Below are 15927 nucleotides of genomic sequence, written 5' to 3' on the forward strand. Positions count from 1 at the left end.
AGATTTCTCCCTCGACGATTCGCCGCCGGCTCAAACAAAAAGGGGTTTCATGTCGCAGCAAATTCTCATCACCGGCGGCGCCGGTTTCATTGGCTCGCATCTCGCAGACGAGCTTCTCTCCCACGGCTATCGCGTTCGCGTTCTCGACAACCTTGCGCCGCAGGTGCATGGCGACAGCGGGCGCAGGCCCGACTACCTGGAGGCCGACATCGAACTCGTCGTCGGCGACGTGTGCGACCCGGCCGCGGTGCGCAATGCGCTCAAGGGCGTCGACGCGGTCTACCACTTCGCGTCGGCGGTCGGCGTGGGCCAGAGCATGTACGAGGTGGCGCACTACACGCGGGTGAACAACCTGGGCACCGCGGTGCTGCTGGAGGCGCTGATCGAAAAGCCGGTGAAGAAACTGATCGTCGCATCGAGCATGAGCCTGTATGGCGAAGGCCTTTACCGCACCGCAAGCGGCGAGCTCCGCACGGTGCAGGAGCGCACGCTCGAGCAGCTGCGGCGCGGCGACTGGGAATGGCGCGACGAGGACGGCCTCGCACTGGTGCCCGCGCCCACGCCGGAAGACAAGGCACCTGCGCTTGCGTCGGTGTATGCGTTGTCCAAGTTCGACCAGGAGCGCATGTGCCTCATGATCGGCCGGGCGTACAACATTCCAACCGCGGCGCTGCGTTTCTTCAACGCCTATGGACCGCGGCAGGCGCTCTCGAACCCGTACACCGGCGTGCTCGCGATCTTTGCGTCGCGCCTGCTCAACGACAGTCCTCCCAAGATCTTCGAAGACGGGCACCAGCAGCGCGACTTCGTGAGCGTGTACGACATTGCGCGCGCCTCGCGGCTTGCACTCGAAATGCCGGCCGCTGCTGGCGAGGTGTTCAACATCGGCAGCGGCGAGGCCTACAGCGTGCGAGACATCGCGCAGCGCGTGGCCGAGGCCGTGGGCAAGGAAAACCTGCTGCCCGAAATCACGGGCAAGTACCGCGTCGGCGACATACGCCACTGCTATGCGGACATATCCAAGGCGCGCCGCGTGCTGGGCTATTCGCCCCGCGTGAGCCTGGAAGACGGCCTGGCCGAGCTCGCAGCCTGGCTGGAGGGGCAAGCGGCGGTCGACCGCGTGGCGCAAGCGAGTGCAGAGCTTTCCGCGCGCGGGTTGGCCATATGAACAGCCGGGACGCAGTACTCACTCCCCGGCGCGCGCTCAACGGCAAGGATCGGGTCACGCTCATCACGGGTGGCGCGGGCTTCGTGGGGGCCAACCTCGCACACAGGTTGCTGTCCGAAGGCCGCCGCGTGCTGGTGTTCGACAACCTCTCGCGCCCCGGCGTGGAACGCAACCTCGATTGGCTGCAGCAGAACCATGCGACCGGCCTCGACGTGGCTGTTGCGGATATTCGCGATGCCGCCGCGGTGGAGCGGGCGGTTGCGCGGGCCGACCACGTCTTTCATTTTGCGGCGCAGGTCGCGGTGACCACGAGCCTGGTCGACCCTCGCGAAGACTTTGCGGTGAACGCGCTGGGCACGCTCAATGTGCTGGAGGCGGCCCGCGCGCAGCCGGTGCCGCCCTCGGTGCTGATGACATCGACCAACAAGGTCTACGGCGGCCTGGAAGACGTGGAGCTCAAGCTCGAGGGCCAGCGCTATGGACCGGTGACGTCCGACATTGCAAGCCACGGCATCTCCGAAGCGCGGCCGCTCGACTTTCACAGCCCCTATGGCTGCTCCAAGGGAACGGCCGACCAGTACGTGCACGACTACGCGCGCAGCTACGGCATGAAGACCGTGGTCTTCCGCATGAGCTGCATCTACGGCCAGCGCCAGTTCGGCACCGAAGACCAGGGCTGGGTGGCGCACTTCCTGTTGCGCGCGCTCGACGGCGAACCCATCACGCTATTCGGCGACGGCAAGCAGGTGCGCGACATCCTGTTCGTCGACGACCTGGTCGATGCATTCGTGCTGGCGCAGCGCCATATCGGCAAGCTGGCCGGCGGCGCCTTCAACATCGGCGGCGGGCCGCGCAACGTGATCAGTTTGCTCGACCTGCTGGACCAGATCGAAGTGCTCGAAGGCAGGCGCCCCGAAACCGCGCATGAAGACTGGCGCACCGGAGACCAGCGCTACTACGTCTCGGACACGCGCCGCTTCGAGGCCGCCACGGGTTGGCGACCCGCCGTCGATGCGCAGCACGGCATCGAGCGGCTGCACCAGTGGCTGCGCGAGATGCGGGCGCAACCCGCCACCGCCCGCAAGAGCGGCCAGCGCCGCCCGGTGCTTGCAGCGGCCGGGAGGTGAGCATGTTCGCCAGTGTCATTGCTTCGCCAAGACAGGCTGTCCTGCGGCAGGTGGATACGCCCGAGCCGGCTGCGGGCCAGGTGCTGCTCAAGCTCGAGGGCTCGGGCGTCTGCGCATCGAGCCTGCCGCTGTGGGAGGGCCGCTCATGGTTCGAATACCCGCAGCCGGCCGGTGCGCCGGGCCACGAAGGCTGGGGCCGCGTGGCGGCGGTGGGCGAGGGCGTCAACGGCCTGGCCGTGGGCGACCGCGTGGCCGCGCTCACCTACCGCGCGCATGCCGAATACGACGTGGCCGATGCGGGCTCGGTGGTGCCGTTGCCGGCTTCGCTCGCCGATGTGGCCATGCCCGGCGAGCCGCTGGGCTGCGCGGTCAACATCTTTCGCCGCAGCGACATCCGCGCCGGCCAGACCGTGGCCATCGTCGGCATCGGGTTTCTCGGGGCCATTCTCACGCGGCTTGCCACGCAGGCGGGCGCGCGGGTCATTGCCATATCGCGCCGGCCCTTTGCGCTGGAGGTTGCGCGCCACGCGGGCGCCGCGCACACCATCGTGATGGACGACCACTGGCGCATCCTGGACGAGGTGAAGCGCCTCACCGGCGAGAAGATGTGCGAACGCACCATCGAGGCCGTCGGCCTGCAGTGGCCGCTCGACCTGGCCGGAGAGATCACCGGCGAGCGCGGCCGCCTCGTGATTGCGGGCTATCACCAGGACGGGACTCGCCAGGTCAACATGCAGATGTGGAACTGGCGCGGCATCGATGTGATCAACGCGCATGAACGCGACCCGCGCATGTACGTGCAGGGCATCCGCGAAGCCGTCGACATGATGGCCGCGGGCGTGCTCGATGCCGAGCCGCTCTTTACGCACCGCCTGCCGCTCGACCGGTTGGGCGAGGCGCTGGAGCTCACGCGCACCCGGCCCGACGGTTTTCTGAAAGCGGTGGTGACCACGTGAGGACGGCGCACATGATGAATGCGCTGGAGCCGGCGCTGGCGACTGCGCCGTCCGCGGGCACGCAGGCAGCGCCGCTTCGACGGCCCCGGCTCGGCTTTCTGGGCGTCGGCTGGATCGGCAGGAACCGCATGGAAGCCATTGCGAAAGACGGCTTGGCGGAAATCGCTGCAGTGGCGGATGCGCAGGTCGATGCATGCGAAGCCGCCTGCGCGCTGGCGCCCGGCGCGGCCAGCTTGCGCTCGCTCGATGCGTTGCTCGAACGCGATCTCGACGGGCTCGTGATCGCCACGCCAAGCGCGCTCCATGCGCGGCAGGCCGAGGCGGCGCTTGCGCGCGGCGTGGCAGTGTTCTGCCAGAAGCCGCTGGCACGTACCGCGGAGGAGACCAGGGGCGTGATCGACGCGGCCAGGCGCGCCGACCGGCTGCTGGGCGTCGACCTGTCGTACCGGCGCACGGCGGGCATGCAGCGCATCCGCGAGCTGGTGTCCGCTGGGGAAATCGGCGATGTGTATGCCGTCGACCTAGTGTTCCACAACGCCTACGGCCCCGACAAGCCCTGGTTCCGCGACCCGGTGCTTTCGGGTGGCGGCTGCGTGATCGATCTCGGCATCCACATGGTCGACCTGGCGCTCTGGACCCTGGGCTTTCCGCGTGTCGAGGCGGTGTCGAGCCGCCTTCATGCGGGCGGCCGGCGCCTGGCGTTGCCTTCGGCGGTCGTCGAAGACCATGCGGTGGCGCAGATCGATCTTGCGGGCGGTTGCGTGGCGCGGCTCGCGTGCTCGTGGAACCTGCCGGCGGGCCGGGACGCCGTCATTGAAGCCAACTTTCACGGCACGCGCGGCGGAGCCTCGTTCCGCAACGTCGGCGGCTCCTTCTACGACTTCGTCGCCGAGCGTTTCGACGGCACGCGTGCAATACCGCTCGCGTCGCCGCCCGACGACTGGGGCGGGCGCGCCGCCGTGCACTGGGCGCGCGCGCTCGCGAACGGCGGTGCCTTCGATCCCGAGATCGAGCGGCTGACCGAGGTGGCGGCCGTGCTGGATGCGATCTATGAACGCTGAAACACCGCAACAAGCGCCGCGCCATGTACTGATGACCGCCGACACGGTCGGCGGCGTCTGGAGCCACGCATTGGAGCTTGCCGCTGCGCTCGCCGAGCGGGGCGTGCGTGTGTCGCTGGCCACCATGGGCGCGCTACCCACGCCGGCCCAGCGCGCGCAGGCTGCATCGCTCGCGAGCCTGGAACTGCACGCGGGCGAGTGGCGCCTCGAGTGGATGGAGAACCCGTGGGACGACGTGCGCCGCGCCGGCCAGTGGCTGCTCGGGCTCGAACGCGAACTGGCTCCCGACGTGGTGCACCTGAACCAGTTCGCTTTCGGCGCGCTTCCGTTCGCGGCACCGAAGCTCGTGGTGGCTCATTCGTGCGTGGCCTCGTGGTGGCGCGCGGTGCATCGCCAGCTTGCGCCGGCGAGCTGGGACACCTACCGGCGCACGGTGCGGCAAGGGCTCGACGGCGCCGACCTCGTCGGCGCGCCGACCGAAGCCATGCTCTCGTCGCTCGCGCTCGACTATGGCTACATCCACGGCGGGCTGGTGCTGCCCAACGGCCGCAGCGCGGGCATGTTCGCTCCGGGCGACAAGGAGCCGGTCATTCTCTCGGCCGGCAGGCTGTGGGACGCCGCCAAGAACGTGTCGGCGCTGCAGGCCGTGGCCACGCGTTTGCCCTGGCCGGTGTGCGTGGCCGGACCGGCATCGGCACCGGGTGCCGGCGAGAAAAGCATCCAGGCGCCCGGCGTGCTGTGGCTCGGCGAGCTGGCTCCCGACGCCATGGCCGCCCAGTTCGCGCGCGCATCGATCTATGCCTTGCCCGCACGCTACGAGCCCTTCGGCCTTTCGGCGCTCGAGGCGGCGCTTTCGCAATGCGCCCTGGTGCTGGGCGACGTGCCGAGCCTGCGCGAAGTGTGGGGCGACGCCGCGCTGTATGTGCAGCCGGACGACCACGATGCGCTGCATGCGGCCCTGATGCGGCTGATCGACGATGCGCCGCTGCGCCAGCAGATGGCGCGCCGGGCTGCGGAGCGTGCGCGGCATTTCACGCCGGCGCGCATGGCAGAAACCTACATGTCCGCCTACGGCCGCTTGCTCGCGGCGGCAACGTCCCGCGCGGGTGGCGCGGGGCGGGCCCGAAGAAAAACAAAGGAGGCCGCATGCGCTTCGTGATGTTCTGCCATTCGCTCGTTTCCGACTGGAACCATGGAAATGCGCACTTTTTGCGCGGCGTGTGCAGCGAGCTGCTTGCGCGCGGCCACGAGCTTGCGGTGTACGAGCCGCACGGCGCATGGAGCCGCACCAACCTGCAGGCCGAGCACGGACAGGCGCCGCTCGAAGAGTTTGCGCGGGTGTACCCGGAACTGCACAGCACCACCTATGACCCCGCCACGCTCGATCTCGACGAGGCGCTGCAAGACGCGGACGTGGTGCTGGTGCATGAATGGAACGACCATGCACTGGTGCGCCGCATCGGCCTTCACCGACGTGACGGCGGCAGCTACCGGCTTTTCTTTCACGACACGCACCACCGTTCGGTCACCGAAGAAAAGAGCATGGCCGGCTACGACCTCGCGCACTACGACGGCGTGCTGGCCTTCGGCAACGTGATCCGCGACCTTTATCAAAAGAAGGGCTGGGCGCGCCGTGCGTGGACCTGGCACGAGGCCGCCGACATCCGCCACTTCCACCCGATACCGGATGAAGTGGAGGAGGGCGACCTGGTCTGGATCGGCAACTGGGGCGACGACGAGCGCGAGGCCGAGCTCGACGAGTTCCTGCTGCAGCCGGTGCACGACTTGCGATTGAAGGCGCGCGTGCACGGCGTGCGCTACCCCGACAGGGCGCTCGACCGCCTGCGTGCGGCCCGCGTCCACTTTGGCGGGTGGCTCCCCAACTACCGGGCGCCGCGTGTCTTTGCCCGCCACCGCGTCACGGTGCACGTGCCGCGCAGGCCTTACGTCCAGGCGCTGCCGGGCATTCCGACCATTCGCGTGTTCGAGGCGCTGGCCTGCGGCATTCCGCTGGTTTCCGCGCCGTGGAACGATGCCGAAGGGCTGTTCACGCCCGGTCGCGATTTTCTGGTGGCCAACGACGGCGGCGCCATGCGCCGCCAGTTGCGCGACGTGCTGCACGACCCCGACCTGGCGCGCGCGCTGCGCGAGCAGGGCCTGGAGACCGTGCTTGCCCGCCACACCTGCGCCCACCGCGTCGACGAGCTACTGGCCATTCACGCCGAGCTCGAAGCCGAGCCCACTCACCTCCGGAGCATTCCCGCATGAAGAAAAAGATGAACATCGCCTTTTTTGCCTCCAGCCTCGTGTCGGCCTACTGGAACGGCGCCGCCACCTACTACCGCGGCATGGTTCGCGCGCTGCACGAGCGAGGCCATCGCGTGCGCTTCTACGAGCCCGATGCCTTCGGCCGCCAGCAGCACCGCGACATAGACGACCCCGACTGGGCGGAGGTCATCGTCTATCCGGGCGAGGGCGATGCCAATGCGCGCCGCATGGTCGAGCATGCACGCGGCGCCGACCTGGTGGTGAAGGCCAGCGGCGTGGGCGTGTTCGATGCGCTGCTCGAAGAGGCCGTGCTCGACTTGCAGGGCCCGGGCACGCGCGTCGTGTTCTGGGACGTCGATGCACCCGCCACGCTCGACCGGCTGCAGGCCGATGCGGCCGACCCTTTCCATGCGCTGGTGCCGCGCTACGACATGGTTCTGACCTACGGCGGCGGCGACCCGGTGGTGCAGGCCTACCGCCGTGCGGGCGCGCGCGATTGCATTCCGATCTACAACGCACTCGATCCCTCCACGCATCACCCGGTCGGGCCAGATGCACGCTTCGAGGCGGACCTGGGCTTTCTCGGCAACCGCCTGCCCGACCGCGAGGCGCGTGTGGAAGAGTTCTTTCTTCGCGCCGCCAGCCTGCTGCCCGAGCAGCGCTTTCTGCTGGGCGGCAGCGGCTGGAGCGACAAGGCCATGCCCAGCAACGTGCGCTACGTCGGCCATGTCTACACCGCCGACCACAACGCATTCAACCGCACGCCCATGGCCGTGCTCAACGTGAGCCGCGACAGCATGGCGCGCTACGGGTTTTCGCCGGCCACGCGCGTGTTCGAAGCGGCCGGCTCCGCCGCCTGCCTGATCACCGATGCATGGGAGGGCATCGAGCTTTTCCTCGAGCCCGGAAAGGAAGTGCTGGTGGCTGCAAATGGCGACGATGTGGCGGCGCATGTGCGCCAGCTCGACGCCGCCAGCGCGCGCCGCATCGGCGAGGCCGCATACCGGCGCGTGCTGGCCGAGCACACCTATGCGCACCGCGCCGCGCAGCTGGAGGCGCTGCTCGAAGGCCGCGACGCCGCACACGCGCTGGAGGTGGCATGAGCATGCAGGCTTCACCGCTCAAGATCGTCATCCTCGGGCTCTCGATCACTTCCTCCTGGGGCAACGGCCACGCGACCACCTATCGCGGCCTTGTGCGCGAACTGGCGCGCCGCGGGCACGACGTGCTGTTTCTCGAACGCGACGTGCCCTGGTATGCCGGGCACCGCGACCTGCCCGATCCACCCTTTGGCCGTACCGCGCTGTATGCCGACGTTGCCAGCCTGCAGCGCGACCATGCGGCGCAGATCGGCGAGGCCGACCTGGTGATCGTCGGCTCTTTCGTGCCTGACGGCGTGGCCGTCGGCGACTGGGTGCAGGCCGAGGCACCGGGCCGCACCGCCTTCTACGACATCGATACGCCGGTTACGCTGGCCGCGCTCGCACGCGGAGGCACCACCTACCTGCAGGCGCGGCAGATTGCGGGCTACGACATGTACCTGTCTTTCACCGGCGGCCCCACGCTCGACCGGCTGGAGCGCGAGTTCGGCTCGCCCGCCGCGCGCATGCTCTACTGCTCGGTCGACCCGGAGCTGTATTACCCCGAACCCGTGGCGCGGGACTGCGACCTCGGCTACATGGGCACCTACAGCGACGACCGCCAGCCCACGCTCGAAGCGCTGCTGCTCGAGCCCGCGCGCCAATGGGCTCAGGGGCGCTTCGAAGTGGCCGGGGCGCAGTACCCGGTCAGCATCGAATGGCCGCGGAACGTGCGCTACACGGCGCACTTGCCGCCGGCCATGCACCGCGATTTTTATAACCGGCAGCGCTTCACGCTCAACGTGACCCGCGCCGACATGATCCAGGCCGGCTGGTCGCCCAGCGTGCGCATCTTCGAAGCGGCCGCGTGCGGCACGCCGATCATCAGCGACCGCTGGGACGGCATCGAATCGCTGCTCGTTCCGGGCGAAGAGATCTTTTTGGCCGATTCGCCCGGCGAAGTGCTGCGGCTCCTGCGCGAACTGCCGGAAGAAGAGCGCCGCACCGTGGGCGAGCGCGCGCGCCGGCGCATTCTTTCGGAGCACACCGCCGCCCACCGCGCCGCCGAGCTCGAAGGCTACGCCCGCACGCTGCTGCAAGTGCGCGAGGCGGCATGAAAAGAGGAGGCATGCACATGCACAACAACCAGAAATCAAGCGCGGCCACCGCCGCCACCACGGCAGCCGAACCAGGCGGAGACTCCGCTCGCCAGCAGATCGAGGCGCTGGGCCCCTGGTTCCACAACCTGCACCTGCCCGGGGGCGTGCAAACCTTGCCCAAGCATTTTCTCGGCGGCGACTTTCCCAACTTCAAGTGGCAGGAGATCAAGCCCTTTGTGCCGGAAGACCTCAGCGGATGGCGAGTGCTCGACGTGGGCTGCAACGCCGGCTTCTACAGCTTCGAGCTGGCGCGGCGCGGTGCCTCGGTGCTGGGCATCGATGTCGATGCGCACTACCTTGCGCAGGCGCGGTGGGCCGCCGGCCAGCTGGGCATGGAGTCGCAAGTGGAGTTTCGGGAAATGCAGGTGTACGACCTGGCGCGCTCCGCCGAAACCTTCGACCTTGTCTGGTTCATGGGCGTCTTCTATCACCTGCGCTATCCGCTGCTCGCGCTCGACCTGCTGGCCGAGCGCACGCGCCGCATCATGATGTTCCAGACGCTCACCATGCCGGGCGACTCGGTCTATACCGACACGGCGGACTGCAACATCGACGACCGCACGCCGCTGCTCGAGAGCGGATGGCCGCGCATGGCTTTCATCGAACACCGGCTTGCCAACGACCCGACCAACTGGTGGGCACCCAACCATGCCGGCGTGGAGGCCATGCTGCGTTCCAGCGGGCTTCGCGTCGAGGCGCGGCCGGGTCACGAGATCTATTTGTGCGTGCCCGATGCGCAGGCGCAGGGCGCACGCGCCATCTATGGTTCGCAATACGAGTCGGCCACGGGAGTGATCCGTGGCGGCGGCTGAACCAGGCCAGGAAGGCCGGGCCGGAGAGCCGCCCGTCGCGGGCGTGGTCGACCGCAACATTGCCGCGCTGGTGCGGCGGCGCCAGCAGCAGAAGATATCGACCGGCCTGCAGGACCGGATTGCCGACGCCATTACCCGCTTTGCGGGCAGCATGAAGTTCGTGTACTTGCATCTGCTGATCTATGGGGGGTGGATCGTCGTCAACCTGGGGTGGGTGCCCATGGTGCGAGCCTTCGACCCCACCTTCGTGGTGCTGGCCATGGTGGCGTCGGTCGAGGCCATCTTCATCTCCACCTTCGTGATGATCAGCCAGAACCGCATGGCGGCGCTGGCGGACCAGCGCGCCGACCTCGATCTTCAGATCAGCCTGCTGGGCGAGCACGAGATCACGAAGGTCATCACCCTGGTCACGGAGATCGCAAAACGCATGGACATTCCGGCGGCGCACGACCCGGAGCTCGACGAACTCCGGGAGAACGTTTCGCCGGAACGGGTGCTCGACCGCATCGAGCGCCCTTCGAAAGATACCGGGCAGCCGGACGAGTAGGGCGACCTCTCGGCCGGCTGTTCCTTCCTTCCTTCTTTTCTTACTTCTTGCCGGTAATTCCCTGCGCGGTCGTCAGGTGGCCGTGAACCACGGGCAGCGTCTTGGCCGCATAGGCCTTCAGGTCCGCATCGGCCGCATTGCGCTGTACCTTCTGCAGCATTTCATGCGTCTTCTTGTGGTCGGAAAGGCCCGCCATCGACATGTACTGCTTGTCGAAGGTCTCGCCGCTCAGGGCCTTCAGCGCGGTAGCGGTGGCCTTGTGCTTGGCGTCGGGTTCGGTCGGTAGCTCCACGCCTTTCTTCGATGCGATTTCCTGCAGCTCGCTCAGCGCCTTGGTGTGGTCGTCGACCATGGTCTTGCCGAACTGCTTCACCTCGTCTTTCGAGGCTTTTTCCTGCGCCAGCTTTCCGGTTTCGATCTCGGCGAGGTTGGCCTGCGCAATGTCTCTCATCATGCGCTGGTCGCCCTTCGAGGGCTTGCCTGCCTGGTCCGACTTGCCGGCGGCGCTGCGGGTTTCCGTGGCCTGGTCGCCGCGCGAGCTTGCGCTTTGCGCCGCCGCGGGAAGAGTCGCAGCAAATGCGCAAGCGGCCATTGCGGCCATGCCGAATCGGAATGCAGTGCTTTGGATGGTCATCGATGTACTCCTTGAGGGTGATGATTTTTCGGGCCCGCCCGCAGGAGCGGGGCAGCCGCTTCTTCGTGGCAACGCGCGTGCCCGGCGCGATGCGGGCATGCCGCTTGCCGCTCGCGTTGGCCCCTCTTTCTTCTTCCTTCCTCTCTTTCTTTCTTTTCAACGCCTTGGACGTCCTGTCATGAAAAGATCGCAATCGCGCATGGGCCATGCCAGCGAGTGCTATGAACTGCTTGAATTCCTGTCCCGCCGCCAGATGCCCGTGGTGTGCTCGGAGCCCGACGACATTCACAAGATTCTTGCGCTGCGCAGTGCCTCGCTGCTGCAGGCAATGACGGAGCCGACGGTTGTGCTGCGCACTGGCGAGCGACGGATCGAACGCGCCATCGTGACGGCGATCACCGCCGAAGGCCGCGCCGCCTGCATGATGCGCAGCGCCAATGCACAGTCGGCAGGGCGCCGCTGAGCGGGCTGTTGCCGCGGCTCGCGGCGGGTGCTTCAGAGCTGGCCCTGGCCGTCGCCCGTGCGGTCGTGCACCCAGCGCATGGCTTGCTGCTGCGCATGCCGCAGCGCCTCCGCTTCAGTGGCGTAGGCGATCTCGTCGGTGTCGTTGGGCAGCATGAGTTCCTGCGTGTTCGTTCCCTCGCCTAGGCAGACGACCTCGGGGCGGTACACGCCGGTTTTCATGCGGCGGGCGCAATAGGCAAAGCGCCAGCCGCGGTAGACGAATTCGTGGCGCTGCTCTTCGTTCATTGCGGGTGCTCCGCCGCGGCGGGTGAACCGGCGCCGCGAATCGCGTTCCATCCGACGGGTGTGAGCGCCCGTACTTCGCCGAACTGCCCGTCGCAGGAATCGGGCGGATAGAAGCGGACGTCGACGTGACCGGTGGCCGCGAGCCGCCGCAGCGCGCGAACCTTGGAAGGCCGTGCCACGAAGATGGGGAGGCGCTTGCGGGCCAGCCTTTCGAGATAGCGGTAGGACATGCGGTACCCCTCTCTTTACTGCGGCAACTGTGGCAACTGCTGCAATTCCGGAATGGCCTGCACGCCGCAGGTCGAGCCGTCGTTCGCCGCGCCGAGCGCGCTGCGGCCGTCGGGCGTCAGCGCGAGAAAGCGACCCACCTCGCGGCCTCCGGCATCGGGCTTGAAGGTCAGGGCCGCAACCAGGCCGGCGGCCCGCAGCACCATCAGGTTGTCGATGTCGTGGGGGTTGGTCAGCGTCACAGGCGCAGGGTGCTTCGCGAGCACGCGCAGAAATTCGATGGACATGTTGTCTCCTTATGCGGACTAGGCCGCAGCCCCTATTTCTCCCCCTTGGGCGCGGCGGCGCTCGAAAGGGTCGATGTTCATGCTCTGGCGGTACTTGGTCACGGTGCGGCGCGCAATGCGAAAGCCCTGCTGCGCCAGCTGGCGCGCCAGTGCCGCGTCGCTCAGCGGCGCCACCGGCTTTTCAACCGCAATGAGCTCGCGAATGAGCCCCTGCAATGCCACCGGCGCGCTCGCACCGCCGGCAGCGTGCTCGAGGCCGCGCGAGAAGAAATGCTGCAGCTCGAAAACGCCGGCGGGCGTGGCCATGTACTTGTTGTGCACGGTGCGCGACACGGTGGACGGGTGCACGCCCACTTCCTCGGCGATCTCGCGCAGCCCGAGCGGCTTCATGGCGAGCGGACCATGCTCGAAGAACATCTTCTGCCGCGCGACGATGGCGCGGGCCACGTCGAGAATGGTGGATGCCCGCTGCGACACGCTGCCCACCATCCAGCGCGCCTGCTCCAGGCATTCCTTCATGGCGGCGCACTGGCCTGCGCCGTGTTTCTCGAGCAATTGCGCATAGGTCGAGTTCACCTTCACGCGCGGCAGGGCGCTGGCGTTGAGCGAAGTCCGCCAGGTGCCGCGCACCTTCTTCACGGTCACGTCGGGTATCACCATGCGGGCCTCGGTCTCGCCGAATTGCCAGCCCGGATGCGGGTTCAGGCGCCGGATGCAATCGATTGCGCACTGCACTTCCTGCGGCGCCGCATCGAGCGCCTTGGCAAGCTTGCCCACGTCATGCGTGGCAAGGAGGCCGATGTGCGCTTCGAGAATCCGGCGCGCGAGTTGCCGGGCGCCCGTGTCGGGTTCATCCCCATGCACTGAGGCAGCCTCCAGTTGCAGGCAAAGGCACTCGGCCACGCTGCGCGCTGCCACGCCCGCCGGTTCGAGCGCCTGCACGCGCCGCAGGGCCGTGCGCAATTCGCGCTCCGCATCCGCGCCGGTTTCTCCGAGGGCGGCGCCCACGTCTTCGAGCGAGATGCGAAGGTAGCCGTCGTCGTCCAGCGCCTCGACCATGGCACGCGCAAACGCCATCTCGCGGGCGGAAATGCGCAGCACGCCGAGTTGCCCGTGCAAGTGGGCGCGCAGCGAATCCGGCAGCGGCACGCGCTGCATCAGGTCGAAGCTTTCGTCATGGGACAGGTGCCGATCGCCCGAGGCCGGTGCCGCGGTGATCCGGTCGAAGGCCGCCGCCGCTTCGATGTCCGCGGCGGCATCGGCCGCGGCCGGCACGGTTTCGGCAACGGATTCGTGGCCTTCTTGCGCGGACGGATCGATTTCGAGAAACGGGTTCAGTTCGGCCGCGTCGCGCAGCGCCTGCGCGTATTCCTGCGAGGACATCTGCAGCAGCCGTACGGCCTGCTGCAGGCGGGGGGAAAAGATGGGGGCCTGCACCTGGCGGGCCTGCAAAACAATCGACGTGTTCATGTTTCTCCGTAGCGCCTCCGATCCCGGTGGCGGGATTGCTGCGCAACGGTCGTGCCAAGGTATTTCAGCGTTCGCAAGGCCGAAAACTAGTTTTAAAGTACGCATAAATGGCGTTCGAACGCGCCTTTGCTGCCGGTGCGTTGGAAGCCTTGCGGTAAATCTTGCGGTTCTCCCGGGGCAGACAGGGGTGGTGCGTTTGTCGCAAACTCACGCCATGAAAATTTCATCGGGAGACAGGGAACAGCCCCCGGCGTGGCCGGTGCTGCTGGTCGGCGCTTGCCTCGCCATGACGGGATTTGCGGGGCTGGGGCTCGCGTTCCGGCAGAAGGCCCGCGCCGCGCGGGCTGCAGAAGAAAAGCTGGCGTTGCATAAGGCGCGCATGTACCGCCAGGCGCTGTGCGCGCAGCGCCTCGAACACGATCTTCGAAGCCCGGTGGGCGCCATGGCCGTGGCCTTGGAACTTTTGCGGACCTCCGACGACACCGACACAAGGCGCGAAGCGCTGGAAGTGCTGGAGCGGCAGGTGGCGCGTATGACCTCTCTGACAGAGCAAGTGCACGAATTCGCACAGGGCTTGAACGATTGAACCGTCCGGCGTTTCCCGCCGGTCGGAGCAAGATTCGGCATGGGAGATTCGAGCGCAAGACCGAGCGAAATCCGAGGCAGGCACTCGTTCGCAGTGCAGCACAGGCGTCAAGCCAGGTACGAAGTTGGGCCACACACTTATTGTTGAAGACGACGAAGATTCGGCGCGGATGATTGCCGCCCTGGTCGCGCGCGAGGGGCACACCGTGATGTGCGCGCATTCGATCGCCGCTGCACGCCGCATGGTCGCAATGCAGCGGCCCGACCTGCTGCTGCTCGACCTGCACCTGCCGGACGGGAACGGGTTCGACCTGCTGAACGACCCGGAGATCGTGAGCGACACCATGCTGGTCCTCATGACGGGGCAGGCGAGCCTGGAGACATCGATCAGGGCGCTGCGGCTCGGCGCGGCCGACTATCTGGTGAAGCCGATCAATCCGCAGCACCTCAAGGGCCTGTTGTCGCGGCTGATCGCCCCGTCGCAATTGCGCGCCGAACTCGACGAGGTGCAGGAACTCTGGCGCGAGACCGGGCGCTTCGGCCACCTGATCGGCCGCTCGCAACCCATGCAGCGCGTGTACCGGCAGATTTCGCGCGTGGCCGGCACCGCGGTGACCGTGTTCATCCACGGAGAAAGCGGAACCGGCAAGGAGCTGGTGGCCCGCGCGGTGCACGACCTGAGCCGGCGGCGCGAGCAGCCGTTTCTTGCCGTGAACTGCGGCGCGCTGTCGCCGCACCTCGTCGAGAGCGAAATCTTCGGCCACGAGCGCGGCAGCTTTACCGGGGCCGAGCGCCAGCACCAGGGCTTTTTCGAGCGCGCGCACGGCGGCACGTTGTTCCTGGACGAGGTGACCGAAATGCCGCTCGAGCTGCAGGTAAAACTGCTGCGCGTGCTGGAGAGCGGCACCTTCATGCGGGTGGGCTCCACCCAGGTGCAGCAGACCGACGTGCGCATCATCGCGGCCACCAATCGCGATGCCGGCGAGGCGGTGGCGCGCGGCACCATGCGCGAAGACCTGCTGTACCGCCTCAACGTATTTCCGATCGCGCTGCCGCCCCTGCGCGAACGCGGCGACGACATCGCCCTCATTGCCACGAGCTTTCTGCAAGACCTGGCGCGCCAGGAAGGCGGCAGCAAGCATTTCACGCCGGGCGCGCTGGCGCGGCTGGCCGCGCACCGCTGGCCGGGCAACGTGCGCGAACTGCGCAACGTGGTGCAGCGCGCGTGGGTCATGGCCTCCGGCAACGAGATCGACGAGGAATGGCTGCCCGCCGGAGACGTCGCGGACGCCGGACCGGAGCCCGATGCAACGCGCGGCCGGCCGCTCGCAGCCCCCGCACTCAACGGCCACCGTGACGGCGCTGCGGCGCCCCCCGATGCGGGGGAAGACCAGATCGTGATCGAAGTGGGCACGCAGCTCGCGGATGTGGAGCGGCGCGTCATTCTTGCCACCTATGAGCGCTGCGGGCGCCACAAGGAGCGCACCGCGGCGCTCCTGGGCATCAGCATGAAGACGCTCTACAACCGGCTGAAGGAGTACCAGCAATGAGAAGGCACCGGCGGCTGCGACGGCGTGTTCCGGCGGGAGCATAAGGACGGGCCTGCGGCGGCGGACGCCGCGCGCATTCGCGTGCGATAGCGTTCCTTCCAGCCGCGCAGCCGCAACCTGTAGGCTGCGGCGCCTGCGGGATCGAAGTCTGTTCCCAGATAATTCGCCGGGTTTTCAAGCGGATAGCGGGCGAAATAGCTGCTGAGTTCGTTCATGCGTGTCTCCGGGTGCGTGAAGGTTCTCGC

General features: G+C 67.6%; 19 protein-coding genes. 13 read left to right on the forward strand and 6 right to left on the reverse strand.

All coding sequences use genetic code 11. The features are described 5' to 3' along the window. Positions 1-49: 49 nt before the first annotated feature. Genes V9L21_RS16755 through V9L21_RS16800 form a run of 10 tightly spaced genes read left to right on the forward strand, consistent with a single transcriptional unit; the run spans position 50 to position 10178 of the window. The gene (locus V9L21_RS16755; RefSeq protein ID WP_126748702.1) at positions 50-1168 is read left to right on the forward strand and encodes an NAD-dependent epimerase/dehydratase family protein; all 1119 of its coding nucleotides are present in this window, start codon (positions 50-52) and stop codon (positions 1166-1168) included. After that, a complete protein-coding gene (locus V9L21_RS16760; RefSeq protein ID WP_337313717.1) occupies positions 1165-2295 on the forward strand; it encodes an NAD-dependent epimerase/dehydratase family protein in 1131 nt (376 codons plus the stop codon). The genes V9L21_RS16755 and V9L21_RS16760 overlap by 4 nt, the downstream gene beginning before the upstream one ends. A 2-nt stretch (positions 2296-2297) precedes the next feature. Continuing rightward, on the forward strand, positions 2298-3251 hold the full coding sequence (locus V9L21_RS16765) for an MDR/zinc-dependent alcohol dehydrogenase-like family protein (protein WP_337313720.1): 954 nt from the start codon (positions 2298-2300) through the stop codon (positions 3249-3251). A gap of 11 nt (positions 3252-3262) precedes the next feature. Then, positions 3263-4312 (forward strand): Gfo/Idh/MocA family protein, encoded by a 1050-nt coding sequence (locus V9L21_RS16770; RefSeq protein ID WP_337313722.1) that lies wholly within the window; start codon positions 3263-3265, stop codon positions 4310-4312. Next, a complete protein-coding gene (locus tag V9L21_RS16775; RefSeq protein WP_337313724.1) occupies positions 4302-5471 on the forward strand; it encodes a glycosyltransferase family 4 protein in 1170 nt (389 codons plus the stop codon). Before V9L21_RS16770 ends, V9L21_RS16775 begins: the two co-directional genes overlap by 11 nt. Then, complete coding sequence (locus tag V9L21_RS16780; protein ID WP_337313727.1) at positions 5459-6580, forward strand: CgeB family protein; 1122 nt, start codon at positions 5459-5461, stop codon at positions 6578-6580. Before V9L21_RS16775 ends, V9L21_RS16780 begins: the two co-directional genes overlap by 13 nt. Then, the gene (locus V9L21_RS16785) at positions 6577-7683 is read left to right on the forward strand and encodes a CgeB family protein (RefSeq protein WP_337313728.1); all 1107 of its coding nucleotides are present in this window, start codon (positions 6577-6579) and stop codon (positions 7681-7683) included. The genes V9L21_RS16780 and V9L21_RS16785 overlap by 4 nt, the downstream gene beginning before the upstream one ends. Beyond that, a complete protein-coding gene (locus tag V9L21_RS16790) occupies positions 7680-8777 on the forward strand; it encodes a CgeB family protein (protein ID WP_337313730.1) in 1098 nt (365 codons plus the stop codon). The genes V9L21_RS16785 and V9L21_RS16790 overlap by 4 nt, the downstream gene beginning before the upstream one ends. Before the next feature lie 11 nt (positions 8778-8788). Further along, positions 8789-9631: a TIGR04290 family methyltransferase gene (locus V9L21_RS16795; protein ID WP_337313732.1), complete on the forward strand. Its 843-nt coding sequence runs from the start codon at positions 8789-8791 to the stop codon at positions 9629-9631. Further along, the gene (locus V9L21_RS16800) at positions 9618-10178 is read left to right on the forward strand and encodes a DUF1003 domain-containing protein (protein ID WP_337313734.1); all 561 of its coding nucleotides are present in this window, start codon (positions 9618-9620) and stop codon (positions 10176-10178) included. Before V9L21_RS16795 ends, V9L21_RS16800 begins: the two co-directional genes overlap by 14 nt. 40 nt (positions 10179-10218) lie before the next feature. Here the strand turns inward: V9L21_RS16800 and V9L21_RS16805 are convergent, their stop codons facing one another. Then, the gene (locus V9L21_RS16805; RefSeq protein WP_337313736.1) at positions 10219-10812 is read right to left on the reverse strand and encodes a DUF4142 domain-containing protein; all 594 of its coding nucleotides are present in this window, start codon (positions 10810-10812) and stop codon (positions 10219-10221) included. Between the two features lie 178 nt (positions 10813-10990). Between V9L21_RS16805 and V9L21_RS16810 the strand changes: the two genes are divergently transcribed. Beyond that, positions 10991-11275, forward strand: coding sequence for a hypothetical protein (locus V9L21_RS16810; protein ID WP_337313738.1), 285 nt, complete (start codon positions 10991-10993; stop codon positions 11273-11275). 32 nt (positions 11276-11307) lie between these two features. Here V9L21_RS16810 and V9L21_RS16815 read toward each other — a convergent pair whose 3' ends face one another. The 4 genes from V9L21_RS16815 to rpoN are packed head-to-tail and all read right to left on the reverse strand — an operon-like array spanning position 11308 to position 13547. Continuing rightward, positions 11308-11562: a hypothetical protein gene (locus V9L21_RS16815; protein WP_337313740.1), complete on the reverse strand. Its 255-nt coding sequence runs from the start codon at positions 11560-11562 to the stop codon at positions 11308-11310. Then, a complete protein-coding gene (locus V9L21_RS16820; RefSeq protein WP_337313742.1) occupies positions 11559-11792 on the reverse strand; it encodes a hypothetical protein in 234 nt (77 codons plus the stop codon). Before V9L21_RS16820 ends, V9L21_RS16815 begins: the two co-directional genes overlap by 4 nt. 15 nt (positions 11793-11807) lie before the next feature. Then, a complete protein-coding gene (locus V9L21_RS16825; protein ID WP_337313744.1) occupies positions 11808-12077 on the reverse strand; it encodes a hypothetical protein in 270 nt (89 codons plus the stop codon). An 18-nt stretch (positions 12078-12095) separates the two neighbouring features. Beyond that, entirely contained in the window at positions 12096-13547 is a 1452-nt protein-coding gene (gene rpoN / locus V9L21_RS16830) for an RNA polymerase factor sigma-54 (protein ID WP_337313746.1), read from the reverse strand. 214 nt (positions 13548-13761) lie between these two features. On the opposite strand from rpoN, the gene V9L21_RS16835 reads away from it, so the two are divergent. Beyond that, entirely contained in the window at positions 13762-14133 is a 372-nt protein-coding gene (locus tag V9L21_RS16835; protein WP_337313748.1) for a histidine kinase dimerization/phospho-acceptor domain-containing protein, read from the forward strand. A gap of 124 nt (positions 14134-14257) precedes the next feature. Continuing rightward, positions 14258-15682: a sigma-54-dependent transcriptional regulator gene (locus V9L21_RS16840; RefSeq protein WP_337313750.1), complete on the forward strand. Its 1425-nt coding sequence runs from the start codon at positions 14258-14260 to the stop codon at positions 15680-15682. Here the strand turns inward: V9L21_RS16840 and V9L21_RS16845 are convergent. Next, a complete protein-coding gene (locus tag V9L21_RS16845) occupies positions 15652-15897 on the reverse strand; it encodes a hypothetical protein (protein WP_337313751.1) in 246 nt (81 codons plus the stop codon). The genes V9L21_RS16840 and V9L21_RS16845 overlap by 31 nt on opposite strands. Positions 15898-15927 lie beyond the last annotated feature (30 nt).

The sequence above is a fragment of the Variovorax sp. CCNWLW235 genome, assembly GCF_037204085.1.
Taxonomy (GTDB): Bacteria; Pseudomonadota; Gammaproteobacteria; order Burkholderiales; family Burkholderiaceae_C; genus Variovorax.

Excerpts from the sequence above, each read along its gene's own strand:
- V9L21_RS16805 (WP_337313736.1), bottom strand. The coding sequence starts at position 10,812 with ATGACCATCCAAAGCACTGCATTCCGATTCGGCATGGCCGCAATGGCC.
- V9L21_RS16810 (WP_337313738.1), top strand. The coding sequence starts at position 10,991 with ATGAAAAGATCGCAATCGCGCATGGGCCATGCCAGCGAGTGCTATGAA.
- rpoN (WP_337313746.1), bottom strand. The coding sequence starts at position 13,547 with ATGAACACGTCGATTGTTTTGCAGGCCCGCCAGGTGCAGGCCCCCATC.
- V9L21_RS16755 (WP_126748702.1), top strand. The coding sequence starts at position 50 with ATGTCGCAGCAAATTCTCATCACCGGCGGCGCCGGTTTCATTGGCTCG.
- V9L21_RS16785 (WP_337313728.1), top strand. The coding sequence starts at position 6,577 with ATGAAGAAAAAGATGAACATCGCCTTTTTTGCCTCCAGCCTCGTGTCG.
- V9L21_RS16820 (WP_337313742.1), bottom strand. The coding sequence starts at position 11,792 with ATGTCCTACCGCTATCTCGAAAGGCTGGCCCGCAAGCGCCTCCCCATC.
- V9L21_RS16765 (WP_337313720.1), top strand. The coding sequence starts at position 2,298 with ATGTTCGCCAGTGTCATTGCTTCGCCAAGACAGGCTGTCCTGCGGCAG.
- V9L21_RS16835 (WP_337313748.1), top strand. The coding sequence starts at position 13,762 with ATGAAAATTTCATCGGGAGACAGGGAACAGCCCCCGGCGTGGCCGGTG.
- V9L21_RS16775 (WP_337313724.1), top strand. The coding sequence starts at position 4,302 with ATGAACGCTGAAACACCGCAACAAGCGCCGCGCCATGTACTGATGACC.
- V9L21_RS16825 (WP_337313744.1), bottom strand. The coding sequence starts at position 12,077 with ATGTCCATCGAATTTCTGCGCGTGCTCGCGAAGCACCCTGCGCCTGTG.
- V9L21_RS16795 (WP_337313732.1), top strand. The coding sequence starts at position 8,789 with ATGCACATGCACAACAACCAGAAATCAAGCGCGGCCACCGCCGCCACC.
- V9L21_RS16760 (WP_337313717.1), top strand. The coding sequence starts at position 1,165 with ATGAACAGCCGGGACGCAGTACTCACTCCCCGGCGCGCGCTCAACGGC.
- V9L21_RS16815 (WP_337313740.1), bottom strand. The coding sequence starts at position 11,562 with ATGAACGAAGAGCAGCGCCACGAATTCGTCTACCGCGGCTGGCGCTTT.
- V9L21_RS16780 (WP_337313727.1), top strand. The coding sequence starts at position 5,459 with ATGCGCTTCGTGATGTTCTGCCATTCGCTCGTTTCCGACTGGAACCAT.
- V9L21_RS16790 (WP_337313730.1), top strand. The coding sequence starts at position 7,680 with ATGAGCATGCAGGCTTCACCGCTCAAGATCGTCATCCTCGGGCTCTCG.
- V9L21_RS16845 (WP_337313751.1), bottom strand. The coding sequence starts at position 15,897 with ATGAACGAACTCAGCAGCTATTTCGCCCGCTATCCGCTTGAAAACCCG.
- V9L21_RS16770 (WP_337313722.1), top strand. The coding sequence starts at position 3,263 with ATGATGAATGCGCTGGAGCCGGCGCTGGCGACTGCGCCGTCCGCGGGC.